This is a genomic window from Streptomyces sp. NPDC008092, from assembly GCF_042957285.1.
GTDB lineage: Bacteria > Actinomycetota > Actinomycetes > Streptomycetales > Streptomycetaceae > Streptomyces.
The window spans coordinates 147303-164381 of the sequence record NZ_JBIBHY010000010.1 but is presented as its reverse complement, the minus strand read 5'-3'; the positions used below and the strand labels follow the sequence as shown (position 1 = coordinate 164381).

Genomic DNA, 17079 nt, shown 5'->3' with positions numbered 1-17079 from the left:
CCCCAGGGTGTGGACGCAAGAAAGTCGGCAAATCTGTGGAGGACGCCCGTAACCAGGCAGGTAATCGAACAGCGGGGGGCGTTTGCTCGCAGCCCCGTCCAGGGAACGCGCCCCGTCAGGGGCGCTGGGGGTCCCCCGGCCGAAGGCCGGGGGAGGAACTTCGCGATCAGCCCCCACCGGGCCCGCACCGGACCACTCCCCGAACCGACCCTGGATGCCAGAAGGCGCCCCCGGGATCTCTCCCAGGGGCGCCCTGAACGCCGTGGAACCGCCGGCCGAACCCCCGCCGCTACCCGTTCTTGATGCGGTTGGTCAGCTCCGTCACCTGGTTGTAGATCGACCGCCGCTCCGCCATCAGCGCCCGGATCTTCCGGTCGGCGTGCATCACGGTCGTGTGGTCCCGGTTCCCGAACTGCGCCCCGATCTTCGGCAGCGACAGGTCCGTCAGCTCCCGGCACAGGTACATGGCGATCTGCCGCGCCGTGACCAGCTGCCGGCCGCGTGAACTCCCGCACAGGTCCTCGACGGTGAGCCCGAAGTAGTCCGCGGTCGCCGCCATGATCGCCGTCGCGCTGATCTCCGGCGTGGAGTCCTGCCCCCCGGGGATCAGATCCTTCAGCACGATCTCGGTCAGCCCGAGATCGACCGGCTGCCGGTTGAGCGACGCGAACGCCGTCACCCGGATCAGCGCGCCCTCCAGCTCACGGATGTTGCGCGAGATGCGGGAGGCGATGAACTCCAGGACCTCCGGCGGCGCGTTCAGCTGCTCCTGCACCGCCTTCTTGCGGAGGATCGCGATCCGCGTCTCCAGTTCCGGCGGCTGGACGTCGGTGATCAGACCCCACTCGAACCGGTTCCGCAGCCGGTCCTCCAGCGTGACCAGCTGCTTGGGCGGCCGGTCGCTGGAGAGCACGATCTGCTTGTTCGCGTTGTGGAGCGTGTTGAACGTGTGGAAGAACTCCTCCTGCGTCGACTCCTTGTCCGCGAGGAACTGGATGTCGTCGACGAGCAGGATGTCCATCTCGCGGTAGCGCTTGCGGAAACTGTCGCCCTTGCCGTCGCGGATGGAGTTGATGAACTCGTTGGTGAACTCCTCCGAGCTCACGTACCGCACGCGCGTGCCCGGGTAGAGGCTCCGCGCGTAGTGCCCGATCGCGTGCAGCAGGTGCGTCTTGCCGAGTCCCGACTCCCCGTAGATGAAGAGGGGGTTGTAGGCCTTGGCGGGCGCCTCGGCGACGGCGACCGCGGCCGCGTGCGCGAAGCGGTTGGACGCGCCGATGACGAACGTGTCGAAGAGGTACTTCGGGTTCAGGCGGGCGGTCGGCTCACCGGGGCCGCCGGCCGGCGCGGGCTTCGCGCCCAGCGACCCGGGGCCGCCGGCGTTCGGCATGCTCGGCAGGTCCGGCCGTCCGGGACCGCCCCGGTGCGCCTGGCCCGGCCCGCCCGGGGGCTCGGGCAGCTCACGGCGCCCGGAGTCCCGGTCGTAGTCGGGCCGGTCATGTCCGGACCGGTCATGGGTGGGCCGCTCGTAGTCGGAGCGGTCGTAGTCGGGCCGGTCGTAGTCGGGGCGCGGCGGTTCGTACTCCGCGCGCTGCTGCTCGTACGGCGGCCGGTCCATCGGCTGCTGCGGGCGGTACTCCTGGGAGTACGGGTCCTGGCCGCCGTAGCCGTCCGAGCGGTAGGCGTCCTGGGACGGCGAGGCGTAGGGGTCGCGCTCGGGGAAGCCCAGCCGCGGCTGCTGCCAGCTGTACTCGTCCTGGCCGGGGCGCGGCCAGGCGCCGGGCTCGGGGCGCTGGTACTCGGAGGGGTAGGCGGGGCGCGCGATGGGCAGCTGGTCGCGGCCGCTCTGGTCCGGCAGCTGCTCGGCGCGGTGCCGGCCGTAGCCACCGTCGTACTGCGGCGACGCCGGCTCGGGCTCGTCGTAACGCTGCTTCTGCACGGGGGGCGCCGGCGGGGCCGGGGGCTCGCCCGCGGACTCGTCCACGGTGATCGCGATCCGGATCGGGCGCCCGCACTCGCGGCTCAGGGTCTCGCTGACGATGGGGGCGAGACGGCCCTCCAGTACGTTCTTCGCGAATTCGTTCGGTACGGCCAGAAGGGCGGTGTCCGCGACCAGCGCGAGCGGCTGGCAGCGCCTGATCCAGTGTTCGTCCTTCGCCTCCACACCCTGACCGCGGCCCTCACCGAGGAGCTGCTCCAGTACTCGTGGCCACACTGCGGCAAGATCGGCAGGTACGTCAGCCACAGGGCACGCTCTCTCACAGGTCCCACGAACGTGTGGTTCGAGGACGGGTCGGGATGAATATCGGGTCGGGCGGGGATAAAGGAACGAATCGGAGTTCAGCCACGGTAGTCAGCGTGGCGGGTGCGGTTCAAGTTGTTGTCCCCAGCCTGTGGATAGTGTCTCTCCGTCACTGCTGGTTTGACCGAATGGCGTAGCCCCGCGTACCGTAACCAGGTCGAGTTGTCGATGGCTGCTGCCGCCTGCCTCCGATGGGCACAGATCGCTGAAGGTGATCGGGAAGCGGTGCACTCGGGCGTGATGCGAGCTACTCGTGGGCGCACGGTGACAGCCAGGACGGCACCCGCCACACCCGATTTGATCTCTGGAGCCCCCGAGTGAGCAAGCGCACCTTCCAGCCGAACAACCGTCGTCGCGCGAAGACCCACGGCTTCCGCCTGCGGATGCGCACCCGTGCCGGCCGCGCGATTCTCGCGAACCGTCGTGCCAAGGGTCGCGCCAGCCTGTCCGCCTGATCCCGATCAGGTCATGACGTCGTGCTGCCCACCGAGAACCGGCTGAGGCGGCGCGAGGACTTCGCGACCGCGGTACGGCGAGGGCGCCGGGCAGGCCGCCCGTCCCTCGTCGTCCACCTTCGAAGCGGTGCCACGGACCCGCACGCGCCTGGGGAGAGCGCTCCCCCGACGCGTGCGGGTTTCGTCGTGAGCAAGGCCGTGGGTGGTGCGGTTGTGCGCAACACAGTGAAGCGCAGACTGCGCCATCTGATGCGTGAGCGAGTCGCCCTGTTCCCCCCCGGTAGCCTGGTAGTCGTACGAGCGCTGCCCGGAGCGGGCGACGCCGACCATGCACAGCTGGCCCGAGACCTGGATGCCGCCATCGAGCGGCTGCTGGGAGGGGGCGCGCGATGAAGTACCCGCTGCTGGCTCTGATCAAGCTGTACCAGTGGACGATCAGTCCGCTGCTGGGCCCGGTATGCAAGTACTACCCGTCGTGCTCCCACTACGGCTACACGGCCATCGACCGGCACGGTGCGATCAAGGGCACGGCACTCACGGCCTGGCGCATCCTGCGGTGCAATCCGTGGTCGCTCGGTGGTGTGGACCATGTTCCGCCGCGCAAGCGCCCGCGGTGGCACGAAATGCTGCGTGACGCCTGGCGTGCACGCAGGGGCGGGCCCTCCGCCGCCGAACCGGCCACCGAGGAGAAGCCTCCCTCCGAGCTTCCTTCGAGCCCGGCCGCAGAGACTTCGTCCCATGCCCAAGGAGCATGATTAGTGGACACGATTGCCAGCCTCTTCAGCTTCATCACGACACCCGTCTCATGGGTCATCGTCCAGTTCCACTCGGTGTACGGGAAGATCTTCGGTCCCGACACGGGCTGGGCCTGGGGCTTGTCCATCGTGTCCCTGGTGATCCTGATCCGCATCTGCCTGATCCCGCTCTTCGTGAAGCAGATCAAGGCGACCCGGGCCATGCAGACGCTGCAGCCCGAGATGAAGAAGATCCAGGAGCGCTACAAGAACGACAAGCAGCGCCAGTCCGAAGAGATGATGAAGCTGTACAAGGAGTCGGGTACCAACCCGCTCTCCTCGTGCCTTCCCATCCTGGCGCAGTCCCCGTTCTTCTTCGCCCTGTACCACGTGCTCAACGGCATCGCGACGGGCTCGACGATCGGTGTCATCAACGAGTCGCTGCTCGCCAGCGCCCGTAAGGCCCACATCTTCGGGGCACCGCTCGCCGCGAAGTTCACGGACGGCTCCTCGAAGGTGGAGGCGCTCGGCGCCTCCCTCACGGACGTCCGGGTCGTCACCGCGGTCATGATCGTCCTGATGTCGGCGTCGCAGTTCTACACGCAGCGCCAGCTGATGACGAAGAACGTCGACACCACGGTGAAGACGCCGTTCATGCAGCAGCAGAAGATGCTGATGTACGTCTTCCCGGTCATGTTCGCCGTCTTCGGCATCAACTTCCCGGTCGGTGTCCTCGTCTACTGGCTGACCACCAACGTGTGGACCATGGGCCAGCAGATGTACGTCATCCGCAACAACCCGACCCCGGGTTCCAAGGCTCAGGCCGCCTACCTGGAGCGCCTCACCAAGCACGTCACGCACCACGGCAAGACCCGTCGGCGCAGCGAGAAGACCATCGTCAAGGCGATCGTCGCCAAGGGCCGGGACCGCAACGAGTTCGAGCGCTCGTTCATCAACGCGCTGACCAAGGCCGGCCTCATGGCCCAGGCCGACGGCACGGTGGTGAAGGGCGAGGCCCAGGCCGTCGCACAGACCGAGGACGGCGTCACGGTCACCGGTGCCGCCAAGCGGCAGCAGCCCAAGCGGCAGAGCAAGGCCCAGCGGCAGTCCGGCGCAACGAAGGCGGCCGGCGACTCCACGTCGGTTTCCTCGGACTCGTCGGCTTCTGCGGACTCGTCGGCTTCGGAGGAGAAGACGACCTCGCTGGAGAAGTCCGACGAGCCGCAGGACGCCAAGCCGGCCGCCCAGCAGGCCCCGAAGGGCGGCTCCAACGGCCGCAGCAGGGCCCAGTCCGGGCAGCGCAAGGGCGGTCCGCAGCGCCCCAAGTCCCCGTCCAAGAAGTAAGAAGGAGCCCATCCCGTGACGGAAGGCACCACCTCCGCCGCTGCCGAGGGTGCAGACACCCTGACCCGCCTGGAGCAGGAGGGCGAGATCGCGGCGGACTATCTCGAAGGTCTGCTGGACATCGCCGACCTCGACGGCGACATCGACATGGATGTCGAGGCAGACCGCGCGTCCGTGTCGATCATCAGCGACTCGGGCGGCCGCGACCTGCAGAAGCTGGTCGGCCGCGACGGCGAGGTGCTGGAGGCGCTCCAGGAGCTGACCCGCCTGGCCGTGCACCGGGAGACCGGTGACCGCAGCCGGCTGATGCTCGACATCGCGGGCTACCGCGCCAAGAAGCGCGCCGAGCTCTCCGAGCTCGGCGCCAAGGCCGCCGCCGAGGTAAAAAACACCGGCGAGCCCGTGAAGCTCAAGCCGATGACCCCGTTCGAGCGCAAGGTCGTGCACGACGCGGTCAAGACCGCCGGTCTGCGCAGCGAGTCGGAGGGCGAGGAGCCGCAGCGCTTCGTCGTCGTGCTGCCTGCCTGAGCGGTTCCCCTGTTGTACCGGCCCCGTCTGTTGAGCAGGCGGGGCCGATCTTTGTCAGCCTGGTAGTTCTGGTGGCCGGTGCGCGGAGCGCCGGCGCGGTACGGAAGGACGGTCCCCGTGACGGAGGCTGCGGAGCTCCCCCCGGCGCCCGAACAGGCGCGGGAAGTGTTCGGCGAGCGCTTCGCCGATGCGGTCCGCTACGCGGAGCTGCTCGCCGAGGCAGGCGTGCAGCGTGGTCTGATCGGCCCACGGGAAGTGCCCCGCCTGTGGGAGCGGCACCTGCTGAACTGCGCGGTGCTCTCTGAGGCCGTGCCCGAGGGGGTGACGGTCTGCGATGTGGGTTCCGGAGCCGGTCTGCCGGGCATTCCGCTGGCGCTGGTCCGGGAGGACCTCAACATCACCCTGCTGGAGCCGCTGCTTCGGCGCACCAACTTCCTGACCGAGGTCGTCGAGCTGCTGGGCCTGGACCACGTGACCGTGGTGCGTGGCCGCGCCGAGGAGGTCATGGGCAAGCTGCCTCCGGTCCATGTGGTGACGGCCCGTGCGGTGGCCCCGCTGGACCGGCTGGCCACCTGGGGCGTCCCGCTGCTGCGTCCCTACGGCGAGATGCTCGCCCTCAAGGGGGACACGGCGGAGGAGGAGCTGAAGGCCGCGGCCACCGCGCTGACCAAGCTCGGTGCGGTGTCCACGTCGATCCTGCATGTGGGTGAGGGCGTGGTGGATCCGCTGTCGACCGTGGTGCGTGTGGAGGTCGGGGAGAGCCCGGGTGGTGTGCGCTTCGCGGCCAAGCGGGCTAAGGCGGCTCGCACGGGGAGGGCACGTAGGCGCCGCTGATCCGTCCTGACGACCAGACGTACTCCACACAAGCTGCCAAACCTACGCATGACGGAGTGTCGCGGCTTTTCGGTACTGCTCGCTGTGCATCGTGTTTCACGTGAAACGTCGCTCACTGCTACACGGCATCATCGGCCGGGGCCGCGCCGCGGCCGAACCGCGCGACCGAAAGCCCCTCGGATCCCTGAGAGAGGGGGCCTCTGGTGACACTCCGTCCTTCCTGCGGGGCACGGAGTTGTCCACAGAGGTGGATTTCTCCACAGAACACCAGGCCTCACTGGTTCACGACCCCGAAGGCATGGGAGGCTCTGTTCATTGCGAGCCTGAAGTCGAGGAGAGTGAATCCTTGCGGTCCGACGCCAACATCGCGGGACCGATGACCGATCCGGTCCCCGGTCCCCGTACCGAGTCGATGGGGGCGGATGTTTCACGTGAAACACCGCCTCCGATGGACGACACTCCCATCGGTCGTGCTGCCCAACTGGCGGTGGAGGCTCTGGGCCGCGCCGGCGAAGGACTGCCACGTCCGGAGCAGACCAGAGTCATCGTGGTCGCCAACCAGAAGGGCGGCGTGGGCAAGACGACGACCACCGTCAACCTTGCCGCGTCCCTGGCCCTGCATGGCGGCCGCGTCCTGGTGATCGACCTCGACCCACAGGGCAATGCATCCACTGCGCTGGGCATTGACCATCACGCCGAAGTTCCTTCCATCTACGACGTGTTGGTCGAGAGCAAGCCGCTGGCCGAGGTCGTCCAGCCGGTAGTGGACGTCGAAGGCCTCTTCTGCGCCCCCGCCACGATCGATCTCGCCGGTGCGGAGATCGAGCTGGTGTCCCTGGTGGCGCGGGAGAGCCGGCTGGAGCGGGCGATCCAGGCGTACGAGCAGCCGCTGGACTACATCCTCATCGACTGCCCGCCCTCGCTCGGCCTGCTGACGGTCAACGCGCTCGTCGCGGGCGCCGAGGTGCTCATCCCGATCCAGTGCGAGTATTACGCGCTGGAGGGCCTGGGGCAGCTGCTGCGCAACGTCGACCTGGTGCGGGGGCACCTCAACCCCAACCTGCATGTGTCGACCATCCTGCTCACCATGTACGACGGCCGGACGCGCCTTGCGTCCCAGGTCGCGGACGAGGTGCGCAGCCACTTCGGCGACGAGGTGCTGCGGACGAGCATTCCCCGCTCGGTCCGTATCTCCGAGGCGCCGAGCTACGGGCAGACGGTACTGACCTACGATCCTGGATCGAGCGGTGCCCTCTCCTACCTTGAGGCGGCCCGAGAAATCGCGTTGAAGGGCATCGGGGTCAGCTACGACCCGACGCAGGCCCATATCGGCGCTCAGACCAACCCGAACATGGTGGAGGGGATCCAGTGAGCGAGCGACGGAGGGGGCTGGGTCGTGGGCTCGGTGCACTGATCCCAGCTGCCCCGACCGAGATGAACCCGGCCCAGACGGCGGTGGGGGGAGCGGTAGCGCCGTCTCCCGCCGCGGTTCCGGTGCTGACGACCGACCGTGGGGTCGCCGCGGCCAAGGTGACGACGCTGCCGGCTGTTTCGCATGAGACCGAGGAACCGTCGGTGTTCGGAGTCGGCGTGGAGACGCCTGCTGCTCCGATGGGCGCCCACTTCGCCGAGATCCCCCTCGACGACATCACGCCGAACCCTCGCCAGCCTCGTGAGGTCTTCGACGAGGACGCTCTGCAGGAGCTGGTCACCTCCATCCAGGAGGTCGGCCTCCTCCAGCCCGTCGTCGTGAGGCAGCTGGGCCCCTCCCGCTACGAGCTCATCATGGGCGAGCGGCGCTGGAGGGCCTGCCGTGAGGCCGGCCTGGAGGCGATCCCGGCGATCGTCCGGGCGACGGACGACGAGAAGCTTCTCCTGGACGCGTTGCTGGAGAACCTGCACCGCGCGCAGCTGAACCCGCTGGAAGAGGCCGCCGCCTACGACCAGCTGCTGAAGGACTTCAACTGCACGCACGACCAGCTGGCCGACCGCATCGGGCGCTCCCGCCCGCAGGTCTCCAACACCCTGCGGCTGCTGAAGCTCTCCCCGGCGGTCCAGCGCCGGGTGGCCGCCGGAGTCCTGTCGGCCGGGCACGCCCGGGCGCTGCTCTCCGTCGACGACTCGGAGGAGCAGGACCGGCTGGCCCACCGGATCGTCGCCGAGGGACTGTCGGTACGGGCCGTCGAGGAGATCGTGACCCTCATGGGCTCGCGGCCCCAGACGCCGGCACGTGCCAAGGGGCCGCGGGCTGGAGCCCGGGTTTCCCCGGCGCTGAGTGACCTCGCGACCCGGCTCTCGGACCGTTTCGAGACGCGGGTGAAGGTCGACCTGGGGCAGAAGAAGGGCAAGATCACCGTCGAGTTCGCCTCGATGGAAGACCTTGAGCGGATCCTCGGCACCCTCGCCCCGGGTGAGGGACCGGTTCTGCACCAGGGCCTCCACGACGGCGACTCCTTGGCCTCGGAGGGGTCTGAGGAGCCCGAGGACTGACCGTCCCGGGTGTCCCGGGTGTTTCCCGCCCGGTCGGCGTTCTGTCGCCCAGAGAGCGGACCGTGTCCGGTGTGTACCGGAACACGGTCCGCTCTTTGCTTTGAGGCGGTATCCGACGGAAACGCTGTGTGGATACGATGCGTTCGGTATGGCGCATCCACCTGGAAGCTGGCAGCACCTCTGAGAGAGGCGGGGGCCATGCGATCGATGAGCCGCACCGGACTGGTGAGCGCGGGTCTGGGACTGGGCGCGACCGTCGGATTCTTCGGCAGTCTGCTCAGGGAACGCAGCGCTCTGACAGCCGCTCGCGACGCTGCGGGCGAAGGAAGCGAGGAACAGCCTTCATGGGGCGTCGGCTCGTACCGCTCACGCTGGACAACCTTCAGGACCTTCCCCAGCGCTGTCGCTCGTGTGTCTTCTGGGAACTGGATCCCGTCAGCAGCGAAGCAGCGGTGAGAGCGGGCACTGCCGCCCTGGAGAAGGAATCGTGGATCTCCGCCGTCCTGCTCGACTGGGGATCGTGCGGCCGGGTGGTCTATGTCGACGACGTACCGGTGGGCTTTGTGCTCTACGCACCGCCGGCTTATGTCCCGCGTTCCACGGCGTTCCCCACGAGCCCGGTGTCACCGGACGCCGTGCAGCTCATGACCGCCTTCATCATGCCCGGCTACCAGGGGCAGGGGCTCGGACGCGTGATGGTGCAGACGGTCGCCAAGGATCTGCTCCGGCGCAACTTCAAGGCGATCGAGGCGTTCGGCGACGCCCGGTACAAGGACGCGGCCTGTCTGCTCCCTGCCGAGCACCTGCTGGCGGTGGGCTTCAAGACGGTCCGGCAGCACCCCTCGCACCCCCGGCTGCGCCTGGAGCTGCGGACGACGCTCTCCTGGAAGGAAGACGTGGAGCTGGCGCTCGACCGGCTTCTGGGGGCCGTACAGAAGGAACCGGCGCTGCGGCCGCTGTGAGTGCCTCAAAGCGAATGGGCCAACCCCTCGGGGTTGGCCCATTCGTGTTTCACGTGAAACATCACTCGGCGATGAAGTCCTCAAGGTCGCGGACGAGCGCGGCCTTGGGCTTGGCGCCGACGATGGTCTTGGCGACCTCGCCACCCTGGTAGACGTTCAGGGTCGGGATCGACATCACGCCGTACTTGGCCGCCGTGCTCGGGTTCTCGTCGATGTTCAGCTTGACGATCTCGATCTTCTCGCCGTGTTCGGCGGCGATCGCCTCAAGCGACGGAGCGATCTGGCGGCACGGGCCGCACCACTCGGCCCAGAAGTCCACCAGGACGGGCTTGTCGCTCTTGAGGACGACCTCTTCGAAGTCGTCATCGGTCACATGCTTCAGGGTGCCGGCCACGGCGGGCTCCTTTACTTGATCGTGCGGTGGTGGGGCGGAAGGGGAAAGTCAGACGGAGGTCTTCTCGCGCTCGGCCTTCTCCTCGTCCGCGAGGGCGGAGAGGAAGCGCTCGGCGTCGAGGGCGGCGGAGCAGCCGGTACCGGCCGCGGTGATCGCCTGGCGGTAGGTGTGGTCCACCACGTCGCCGGCGGCGAACACGCCGGTCACGTTGGTGTGCGTCGAGGGCGAGGCGACCTTGAGGTAGCCCTCCTCGTCGAGGTCCAGCTGGCCCTTGAAGAGCTCGGTGCGCGGGTCGTGGCCGATCGCGATGAACAGACCGGTCACCGGCAGGTCGGAGAGCTCGCCGGTCTTGACGTTGCGCAGCTTCAGACCGGCCAGCTTCTGCTCGCCCTGAACCTCGGCGATCTCGCTGTCCCAGGCGAACTTGATCTTCGGGTCGGCGAAGGCGCGCTCCTGCATCGCCTTGGAGGCGCGCAGGGTGTCCCGGCGGTGGACGATCGTCACGGACTTGGCGAACCGGGAGAGGAAGGTGGCCTCCTCCATCGCGGTGTCACCACCACCGATCACGGCGATGTCCTGGTCCTTGAAGAAGAACCCGTCACAGGTGGCGCACCAGGAGACGCCGCGTCCGGAGAGGGCGTCCTCGTTCGGCAGACCGAGCTTGCGGTGCTGGGAGCCGGTGGTGACGATGACGGCCTTCGCCTTGTGGACGGTGCCGGCGGTGTCGGTGACGGTCTTGATCTCACCGCTCAGATCGACGGAGACGATGTCGTCCGGAATCAGTTCGGCACCGAAGCGCTCGGCCTGGGCGCGCATGTTGTCCATGAGCTCCGGGCCCATGATGCCGTCGCGGAAGCCCGGGAAGTTCTCCACGTCGGTGGTGTTCATGAGGGCACCGCCCGCGGTGACGGCCCCCTCGAACACCAGGGGCTTCAGCGACGCGCGCGCGGTGTAGAGCGCCGCCGTGTAGCCGGCGGGCCCGGAGCCGATGATGATCACGTTACGGACGTCGCTCACGGCTTGATTCCTCGTCTCTGGTCTACGTCATTCGACCGGTGAGAGCTCCCGTCAGAAGCTCTCATCCCACCCAACGGATCCTAAGGGGCGCGCATTCCCGGTGTGTCCGGGCACACGGGTATCCCCACACCGTACGGATTTCCATGCCGGGGCAAGAGATGCGTCTTCGACCGAGAGCGGCGCCGGAGGATGGTCAGATCCGGTCAGGGACGGGTCAGGGACTCCGTCAGCAGGATCTTGCCGGGAGACGCGGAGGCCTTGCCGGCACAGGTGGCATCGACGATGAAGGCCGTCACCCGCGAGGCGTCCGAGGCATCGGGGAGAACGACCAGGAAGGCGTCCTTCCCTTCGTATGTCCCCTCCTTGGCGCCGATCACATCGCCGGTCTGGCTGATGCCGGTGCGGACGCACGTCGGTACCGACACCGAGGGCGAGATCCGGGTGGTGTACGGGGTTTCCGTGGAGCCCGCTTCCGAGGGCTGTGACTCGATACCGAAGGGCTTCTGAGACCCACGCTGCGTGTTCTTCTTCGTACCGAGGAGGTCCTGCACCTGACTCTGAAGGGTGCTCTTGGAGAAGGTCCCGGCCGAGCTTGTCGGCTTGCTCTGCGCTGTCGTCGTTCCGTCGCCTCCAAGAGACTGGAGGAAGAACGAACCGGCTCCCAGGACTGCGGCAGTGAAGACAGTGCCCAGGACGACGGTCCGGCGGCGCCGGCCATGTCCACGGGCCTTGCGGTCCTTGTGTCCGGGACGGGTCGAGGCGCTCGGTCGTCCGGCGGGACGGCCTTCCTTGGCAGAGGCTTGGCGAGGTGATGTTTCACGTGAAACATGCGCCTCAGCTGCCGTGGCGGTCAGCAGGGCCTCGGCGGCGAGAGCCGCATCGATCCGGTCCGCGACATCGGCCGGCATACGTGCCGGGACCGGCACCGCGCCGAGCAGGCCCCGGATCTCCTCCAGCGAGGCGTGGACATCCGTACAGAGTTCGCACCCGTCCAGGTGCCGACGTACTTCCGTGCTCCGGGCATCCGAGAGGAGGCCTTCGGCGAGATCGGAGATCTCCGCGACGTCCGGGTGTCCGGTCGTGTCTGTCGTCGAAGTCATGCTCGCCCACCTCCGCCCTTCACTGCGGCTGAATCACTCGGCCCGGTGTCCTGTGAGCCCCGGTCCTGAGGCCCCGCTGCGGGTGGGACGGATGTCCCCTCCGCCCGGTTCCGTGCTGGGTCCGGGTCGTTTTCGTCACCGGTGCTTTCCGGCCGTAGATGGGTGAGCAGTGGGAGGAGTCTGGCTCTTCCGCGAGCGCAGCGGCTCTTCACCGTCCCGGTGGGGACTTCGAGGATCCGGGCCGCCTCGGCGACCGGATAGCCCTGCATGTCGACGAGGACGAGGGCGGCACGCTGGTCGTGCGGCAGGGTGCCGAGGGCTTCCAGGAGCTGGCGGTGCAGATCGTTCCGCTCGGCCGGAGCGGAGGCCGATTCGTGCGGCTCCAGCAGTTGCTCCAGCCGCTCGGTGTCGTCGACAGGGGCGGTCTTGCGGGAGGCCGCCTTGCGGGCGCGGTCGAGGCAGGCGTTGACCGTGATCCGATGCAGCCACGTTGTGACGGCCGACTGGCCCCGGAAGGTGTGGGCGGCCCTGTAGGCGGAGACCAGGGCGTCCTGGACGGCGTCAGCGGCCTCCTCGCGGTCCCCCAGGGTCCGCAGGGCGACCGCCCAGAGCCGGTCCCGGTGCCGGCGCACGATCTCACCGAAGGCATCGGGGTCGCCTTCCACATGGCGGGCGAGCAGATCCTGGTCGCTCACTCCGCCGTATCCGGCGCCCTCCGCCATCTGCCCCCTCCGCCTTCGGTGCCGCCGGTGAGACGTCAGCCGGTGAACTTCACCTCGGTGACGGCCTGCTTGTAGCCAGCCTGTGCGTACGCGTCGGGATCCGCACCCGAATTCGGCACAGCGGTGATCCACATGAGCACGTACTGGCTCTTCACCTTCTTGCTGACCTTCACCGTGGCGGTGTTCCCGGTGGTGGTGACGCTGCCGATCTCCGTCATCGAGCTGATCGACCCCGGGTTCAGCGAGTCGGCGGCGTACAGCGCGACCGTTGTGTGATCGCCAGAGTAGCGAAGGGAGATGGTTCCCGTGGCGACTTCCTTGGCGGAGCCAAGGTCGTAGACGATTCCCACGCCAGGCTTGTACGGAGCCAGCTCCGGGCCGCTCACGAAGGTGTTCGTCCTCCAGTACGTCGAGGTGCTGCCGTCGTAGGTCTTACCGACGTCGTTCGGATGCTGGGCATCGCCCTTGGCGACGTACTCCTGCGCGTCCTGGATCTTTATCGCAGCGGCGGGCGCCGGGCTGGCGCTGTTCTTGTCGCCGTCGTCCGTCGTCTGGGTGTTGGTGGTGTCTCCGCCGGACTTGTCGCCCTGGTCCATCAGGGCGTCCGCGAGCTGCCAGCTGCCCAGGCCCAGGGCGGCGATGAGAAGGGCCGAGACGGCCCACTTCAGCGCCTTGCCGGTACGGCTCTGCAGCGGTGGCGGCGGGGCCTGGAGCGGCTGTGTCACGCCGGGCGGCGTGGGACGGCCGTAGGTGCCCTGCTGGTACGTGGTGCGCTGGTACTCGGGCGGTGCCGTGAACGCCGGCTCCGGCGGACGGATGCGGGGCATCTCGCCGATCGCCTTCACCAGCTCCTCCGGCGTGGTGCACGCGGACTCGTGGCGGGAGGCGGTGGCGCCGTCGTTGACCAGTGCCCGCATGGCGAGCTCGGACAGACCACGGTGGACGCCGGCACGCACCTGGTCGGGTGCGATCAGACCGACGTCCTTGGGCAGCCCGGCCAGACCGTAGGCATCGCTCTCGTACGGCCAGCGCTGGGTCAGCGCCGCGTACAGCAGGGCGCCGATCGCCTCGGTGTCGGCGCGCTGCGGGGTGTCGGAACTGATACCGCGCAGCGCCGCGTTCACCGCGAGGCCGCGGATGCGCCACTGCCCGGTGGAGGTGCGCAGCACGGCGTTCGGGTTGAGGCGGAGATGGGCCAGTCCCTCGCGGTGCGCGGCCGCCATGGCGGATGCGATCTGACTGACCATCTGGTAGGCGTCGTGCGGCTCCAGCGGTCCCGCCGCGAGCAGCGTGGTCAGTTCGGTGGCGTCCGGGAGCCACTCGTGGACGACGTAGACGAGGTCGTCCTCCTCGACGGCGTCCAGGACCTGCACGAACCGGGGATCGCCGAGCAGCGCGGCGGAGCGGGCGGCGGCCAGCACCGCACGGGTCCGCGGATGGTCCGCCGGCAGGATGTGGACGCCGACGGCGCGGCGAAGTTTCTCGTCGACCGCACGCCAACTACTGAATCCGTCCAGACGGGTGACGCATTCCTCAAGACGGTAGCGTCTGGCGAGCTTGTGCCCGCTGTGCAGTTCAGGGGGTGCGGCCTGCTGCTCAGCACCCGCGGCCATGCCGTTTCCCTGTGCCTTGTCGCTGTCCGTGTCCCGCTCCGGGTTCTTGGCCACCCCGTCGGCCGTGGACTGGTCCGCCTTGGCGGTCAGCGGCTTGTCACCGCTGTTGTCTGCCACGTCGACGGCAGCCGTGCTCCGTTCCGCCACCGTCGTTCCTGCCTCCCCATCCGTTGCACGCTGTCCGACGCCGAAACCAATTGTGCCCACAGTCCCCCGCTATGCACGACACGCGGCGGCGAACGATGGTTGTGCGCTTACCCCCGCCTCAGCGCCCCAGACGCCCCCGCACCATACCCACGAGGGAGTTGAGCTCCTCGATGCGCATGCGGCGCGCGGCGACGTAGAAGACCCCGAGCAGGACCACCCCGCCGACCAGCAGCGCGGCGAAGGAACCGATCACGCCCTGCCCCAGAGTGTGGCCGATCCCGTAGCAGGCCGCACCACTGAGCAGGGCGGCCGGTACGGAGGCGATGCAGAGCCTGGCATAGGTCCGGGTGACCCGGGAGCCGTCCAGGTCGCCACCGAGCCGCTTGCGCAGCCGTCGCCAGGCGACCCCGACACCGATCGCGTAGGCCAGGCCGTAGGAGGCGGCCATGCCGGCCACCGCCCAGCGGGCCGGGAGCAGCATGTAACAGGCGAGCGAGGCGCCCGCGTTGACCGCTGCGACGATGACCGTGTTGTAGAAGGGGGTGCGGGTGTCTTCGTAGGCGTAGAAGGCGCGCAGGACGACGTACTGCACCGAGTAGGGGATCAGGCCGAGGGCGAAGGCCATCAGCATGAACCCCATGTTGGTGGCCTCGCTGATGCCCGAGGAACCGAAGATCAGGGTGCACATCGGGATGCCGAGGGCCAGGAAGCCGAAGGAGATGGGGACGATCGCGACGGCGGTCGTCCTGAGGCCCTGGGAGATGTCGTCGCGGACGGCGCCCGTGTCGTTCTCGGCGGCCGAGCGGGAGATCCGCGGCAGCAGCGCGGCCATCAGGGAGACCGTGATGATGGCCTGCGGCAGGCCCCAGATCAGCTGGGCGTTGGCGTAGGCGGCGAAGCCGGTGCCGTCGACCGGGGAGCTCTTGCCGGCCGAGGTCGACAGCTGGGAGACGACCAGCGCGCCCGCCTGGTTGGCGAGGACGAACAGCACGGTCCACTTGGCGAGGGTCGCGGCCTTCCCGAGGCCGTGTCCCCGCCAGTCGAAGCGCAGCCGCAGCCGGAACCCGGTCTCGCGCAGGTAGGGGATCATCGCTAGGGCCTGGACCACGAGACCGAGCAGCACGCCGAAGCCGAGCAGCCGCTGGCCCTCCGGCGGAATGGTCGTGACCTTCATGCCGGAGTGCGCGGCAGTTCCGTACACCCAGATGAACAGGCCGAGGGTGACGATGATGACGATGTTGTTGAGGACCGGGGTCCACATCATCGCGCCGAACTTGCCGCGCGCGTTGAGGATCTGACCCATCACCACGTGGATGCCCATGAAGAAGATCGAGGGCAGGAAGTAGCGGACGAAGGTGACGCCGACCTGGTTGGCCGCCGGGTCGCTGGCGACCGAGTCGGACAGCAGACGGATCAGGAACGGTGCGGCCGCAATGGTGGCCGCGGTGAGCAGGCCCAGCGCCACCATCACCAGCGTCAGCAGACGGTTCGCGAAGGCCTCGCCGCCGTCCTCGTCCTCCTTCATCGCCCGCACCAGCTGTGGCACGAAGACGGAGTTGAGGCCGCCGCCGACGGTCAGGATGTAGATCATCGTCGGCAGCTGGTAGGCGACCTGGAAGGTGTCGCCGAGCAGTCCCACGCCCAGCGCGGAGACGATCAGCGCGGAGCGGACGAAGCCGGTCAGGCGCGAGACCATCGTGCCGGCCGCCATCACGGCGCTCGACTTGAGCAGGCCCGCGGCCTTTCCGCCCTTCTTCGCGGGGGCGGGTGCCGGGGCCGCGGCGGGTACGGCACCGAGGTTCAGGGTCTGGTCGACCGCGGCGGCCGGAGCAGCCGGAGCCGTCGGTGCCTGGTACGGCGGCACCTGTCCGGGCCCTCCCGGGGCGGCCGCGGGACCCGGCACCGCCGGGGGCTCCGCCGGCAGGTGGCCGCCGCCCTGCTGCGGATCCCGGTAGCCGCTCTGCTGCTGGTCGCGGAAGAGATGGGCGAAGGCGTCAGGCTCGTGACGCTCCTCGCCGGAGTGCGAGACCAGGTCGTCCACGCCCACGAACTGGGTCGTGCGCGGGTTGTCGCCGTACGGCAGGTACTGGCTCGGCCGGTCCGGCTCCGGCGCCGGGGTCTGGGCCCACACGTGCGGGTCGGGGGCGTACGGCGACTGGGCGGGCTGCCCGTACAGCGGCTGCTGCGGGTAGCTGCCCGGAGCCGGCGGGGGGTGTGCGGCACGGTCGTAGAGCGCCTCGGCGACCGGGTCCTGGGCGGAGAGGTCGCGTGCCCGGTAGGGGTCCTGGTCGTAGGCGTCCTGGAGGTACATGTCAGCCGCGTGCTGCGGCGGGACCTGGCCGGGCTCCGGCGGCGGCTCGGGGTAGCCCGAACCGGCCGCGCCCTGGCCGCTTTCACCGTCGTACGGCGCGTTCATGGTTACCCCTGCCTCATCGTC

General features: G+C 68.8%; 16 protein-coding genes. 9 read left to right on the top strand and 7 right to left on the bottom strand.

Features of this window, described 5'->3' with window-relative positions; translation table 11 throughout:
- Positions 1-289 precede the first annotated feature (289 nt).
- Positions 290-2245 (bottom strand): chromosomal replication initiator protein DnaA, encoded by a 1956-nt coding sequence (dnaA, locus tag ACFZB3_RS30645; protein ID WP_391380947.1) that lies wholly within the window; start codon positions 2243-2245, stop codon positions 290-292.
- Positions 2246-2619: 374 nt separating this feature from the next.
- On the opposite strand from dnaA, the gene rpmH reads away from it, so the two are divergent.
- The 9 genes from rpmH to ACFZB3_RS30600 all read left to right on the top strand — a co-directional run bounded on the left by rpmH (position 2620) and on the right by ACFZB3_RS30600 (position 9649).
- Positions 2620-2757 (top strand): 50S ribosomal protein L34, encoded by a 138-nt coding sequence (gene rpmH, locus ACFZB3_RS30640; RefSeq protein ID WP_015659252.1) that lies wholly within the window; start codon positions 2620-2622, stop codon positions 2755-2757.
- Positions 2758-2778: 21 nt separating this feature from the next.
- On the top strand, positions 2779-3150 hold the full coding sequence (gene rnpA, locus ACFZB3_RS30635) for a ribonuclease P protein component (protein WP_365710404.1): 372 nt from the start codon (positions 2779-2781) through the stop codon (positions 3148-3150).
- A complete protein-coding gene (yidD, locus tag ACFZB3_RS30630) occupies positions 3147-3512 on the top strand; it encodes a membrane protein insertion efficiency factor YidD (RefSeq protein ID WP_093500828.1) in 366 nt (121 codons plus the stop codon). The genes rnpA and yidD overlap by 4 nt, the downstream gene beginning before the upstream one ends.
- A gap of 3 nt (positions 3513-3515) precedes the next feature.
- Positions 3516-4835, top strand: a complete 1320-nt coding sequence (yidC, locus tag ACFZB3_RS30625; RefSeq protein WP_391380943.1) for a membrane protein insertase YidC — start codon at positions 3516-3518, stop codon at positions 4833-4835.
- A 15-nt stretch (positions 4836-4850) separates the two neighbouring features.
- Positions 4851-5363 carry a R3H domain-containing nucleic acid-binding protein gene (locus ACFZB3_RS30620; protein WP_391380941.1) on the top strand — a complete coding sequence of 171 codons (513 nt, stop codon included), beginning with the start codon at positions 4851-4853 and terminating at the stop codon, positions 5361-5363.
- A 117-nt stretch (positions 5364-5480) separates the two neighbouring features.
- Positions 5481-6197, top strand: a complete 717-nt coding sequence (rsmG, locus tag ACFZB3_RS30615) for a 16S rRNA (guanine(527)-N(7))-methyltransferase RsmG (RefSeq protein ID WP_351956821.1) — start codon at positions 5481-5483, stop codon at positions 6195-6197.
- Between the two features lie 298 nt (positions 6198-6495).
- Positions 6496-7569 (top strand): AAA family ATPase, encoded by a 1074-nt coding sequence (locus ACFZB3_RS30610; RefSeq protein ID WP_391381446.1) that lies wholly within the window; start codon positions 6496-6498, stop codon positions 7567-7569.
- Positions 7566-8687, top strand: coding sequence for a ParB/RepB/Spo0J family partition protein (locus tag ACFZB3_RS30605; RefSeq protein ID WP_391380938.1), 1122 nt, complete (start codon positions 7566-7568; stop codon positions 8685-8687). The genes ACFZB3_RS30610 and ACFZB3_RS30605 overlap by 4 nt, the downstream gene beginning before the upstream one ends.
- Before the next feature lie 344 nt (positions 8688-9031).
- Complete coding sequence (locus ACFZB3_RS30600; protein ID WP_391380936.1) at positions 9032-9649, top strand: GNAT family N-acetyltransferase; 618 nt, start codon at positions 9032-9034, stop codon at positions 9647-9649.
- A 61-nt stretch (positions 9650-9710) separates the two neighbouring features.
- Here the strand turns inward: ACFZB3_RS30600 and trxA are convergent, their stop codons facing one another.
- The 6 genes from trxA to murJ all read right to left on the bottom strand — a co-directional run bounded on the left by trxA (position 9711) and on the right by murJ (position 17058).
- Positions 9711-10043 (bottom strand): thioredoxin, encoded by a 333-nt coding sequence (trxA, locus tag ACFZB3_RS30595; protein WP_391380934.1) that lies wholly within the window; start codon positions 10041-10043, stop codon positions 9711-9713.
- 48 nt (positions 10044-10091) lie between these two features.
- Positions 10092-11060, bottom strand: coding sequence for a thioredoxin-disulfide reductase (trxB, locus tag ACFZB3_RS30590; protein ID WP_391380931.1), 969 nt, complete (start codon positions 11058-11060; stop codon positions 10092-10094).
- Between the two features lie 203 nt (positions 11061-11263).
- Complete coding sequence (locus ACFZB3_RS30585) at positions 11264-11968, bottom strand: hypothetical protein (protein WP_391380929.1); 705 nt, start codon at positions 11966-11968, stop codon at positions 11264-11266.
- Between the two features lie 188 nt (positions 11969-12156).
- On the bottom strand, positions 12157-12882 hold the full coding sequence (gene sigM / locus ACFZB3_RS30580) for an RNA polymerase sigma factor SigM (RefSeq protein WP_391380925.1): 726 nt from the start codon (positions 12880-12882) through the stop codon (positions 12157-12159).
- Positions 12883-12917: 35 nt separating this feature from the next.
- Complete coding sequence (locus tag ACFZB3_RS30575; RefSeq protein WP_391380922.1) at positions 12918-14642, bottom strand: protein kinase family protein; 1725 nt, start codon at positions 14640-14642, stop codon at positions 12918-12920.
- A 118-nt stretch (positions 14643-14760) separates the two neighbouring features.
- Positions 14761-17058 (bottom strand): murein biosynthesis integral membrane protein MurJ, encoded by a 2298-nt coding sequence (gene murJ / locus ACFZB3_RS30570; RefSeq protein ID WP_391380920.1) that lies wholly within the window; start codon positions 17056-17058, stop codon positions 14761-14763.
- Positions 17059-17079: the final 21 nt, after the last annotated feature.

Coding starts and splice junctions, on each gene's coding strand:
- yidD (WP_093500828.1), top strand. CDS start 3,147: ATGAAGTACCCGCTGCTGGCTCTGATCAAGCTGTACCAGTGGACGATC.
- ACFZB3_RS30610 (WP_391381446.1), top strand. CDS start 6,496: ATGGGAGGCTCTGTTCATTGCGAGCCTGAAGTCGAGGAGAGTGAATCC.
- ACFZB3_RS30600 (WP_391380936.1), top strand. CDS start 9,032: ATGGGGCGTCGGCTCGTACCGCTCACGCTGGACAACCTTCAGGACCTT.
- ACFZB3_RS30585 (WP_391380929.1), bottom strand. CDS start 11,968: ATGCCGGCCGATGTCGCGGACCGGATCGATGCGGCTCTCGCCGCCGAG.
- sigM (WP_391380925.1), bottom strand. CDS start 12,882: ATGGCGGAGGGCGCCGGATACGGCGGAGTGAGCGACCAGGATCTGCTC.
- murJ (WP_391380920.1), bottom strand. CDS start 17,058: ATGAACGCGCCGTACGACGGTGAAAGCGGCCAGGGCGCGGCCGGTTCG.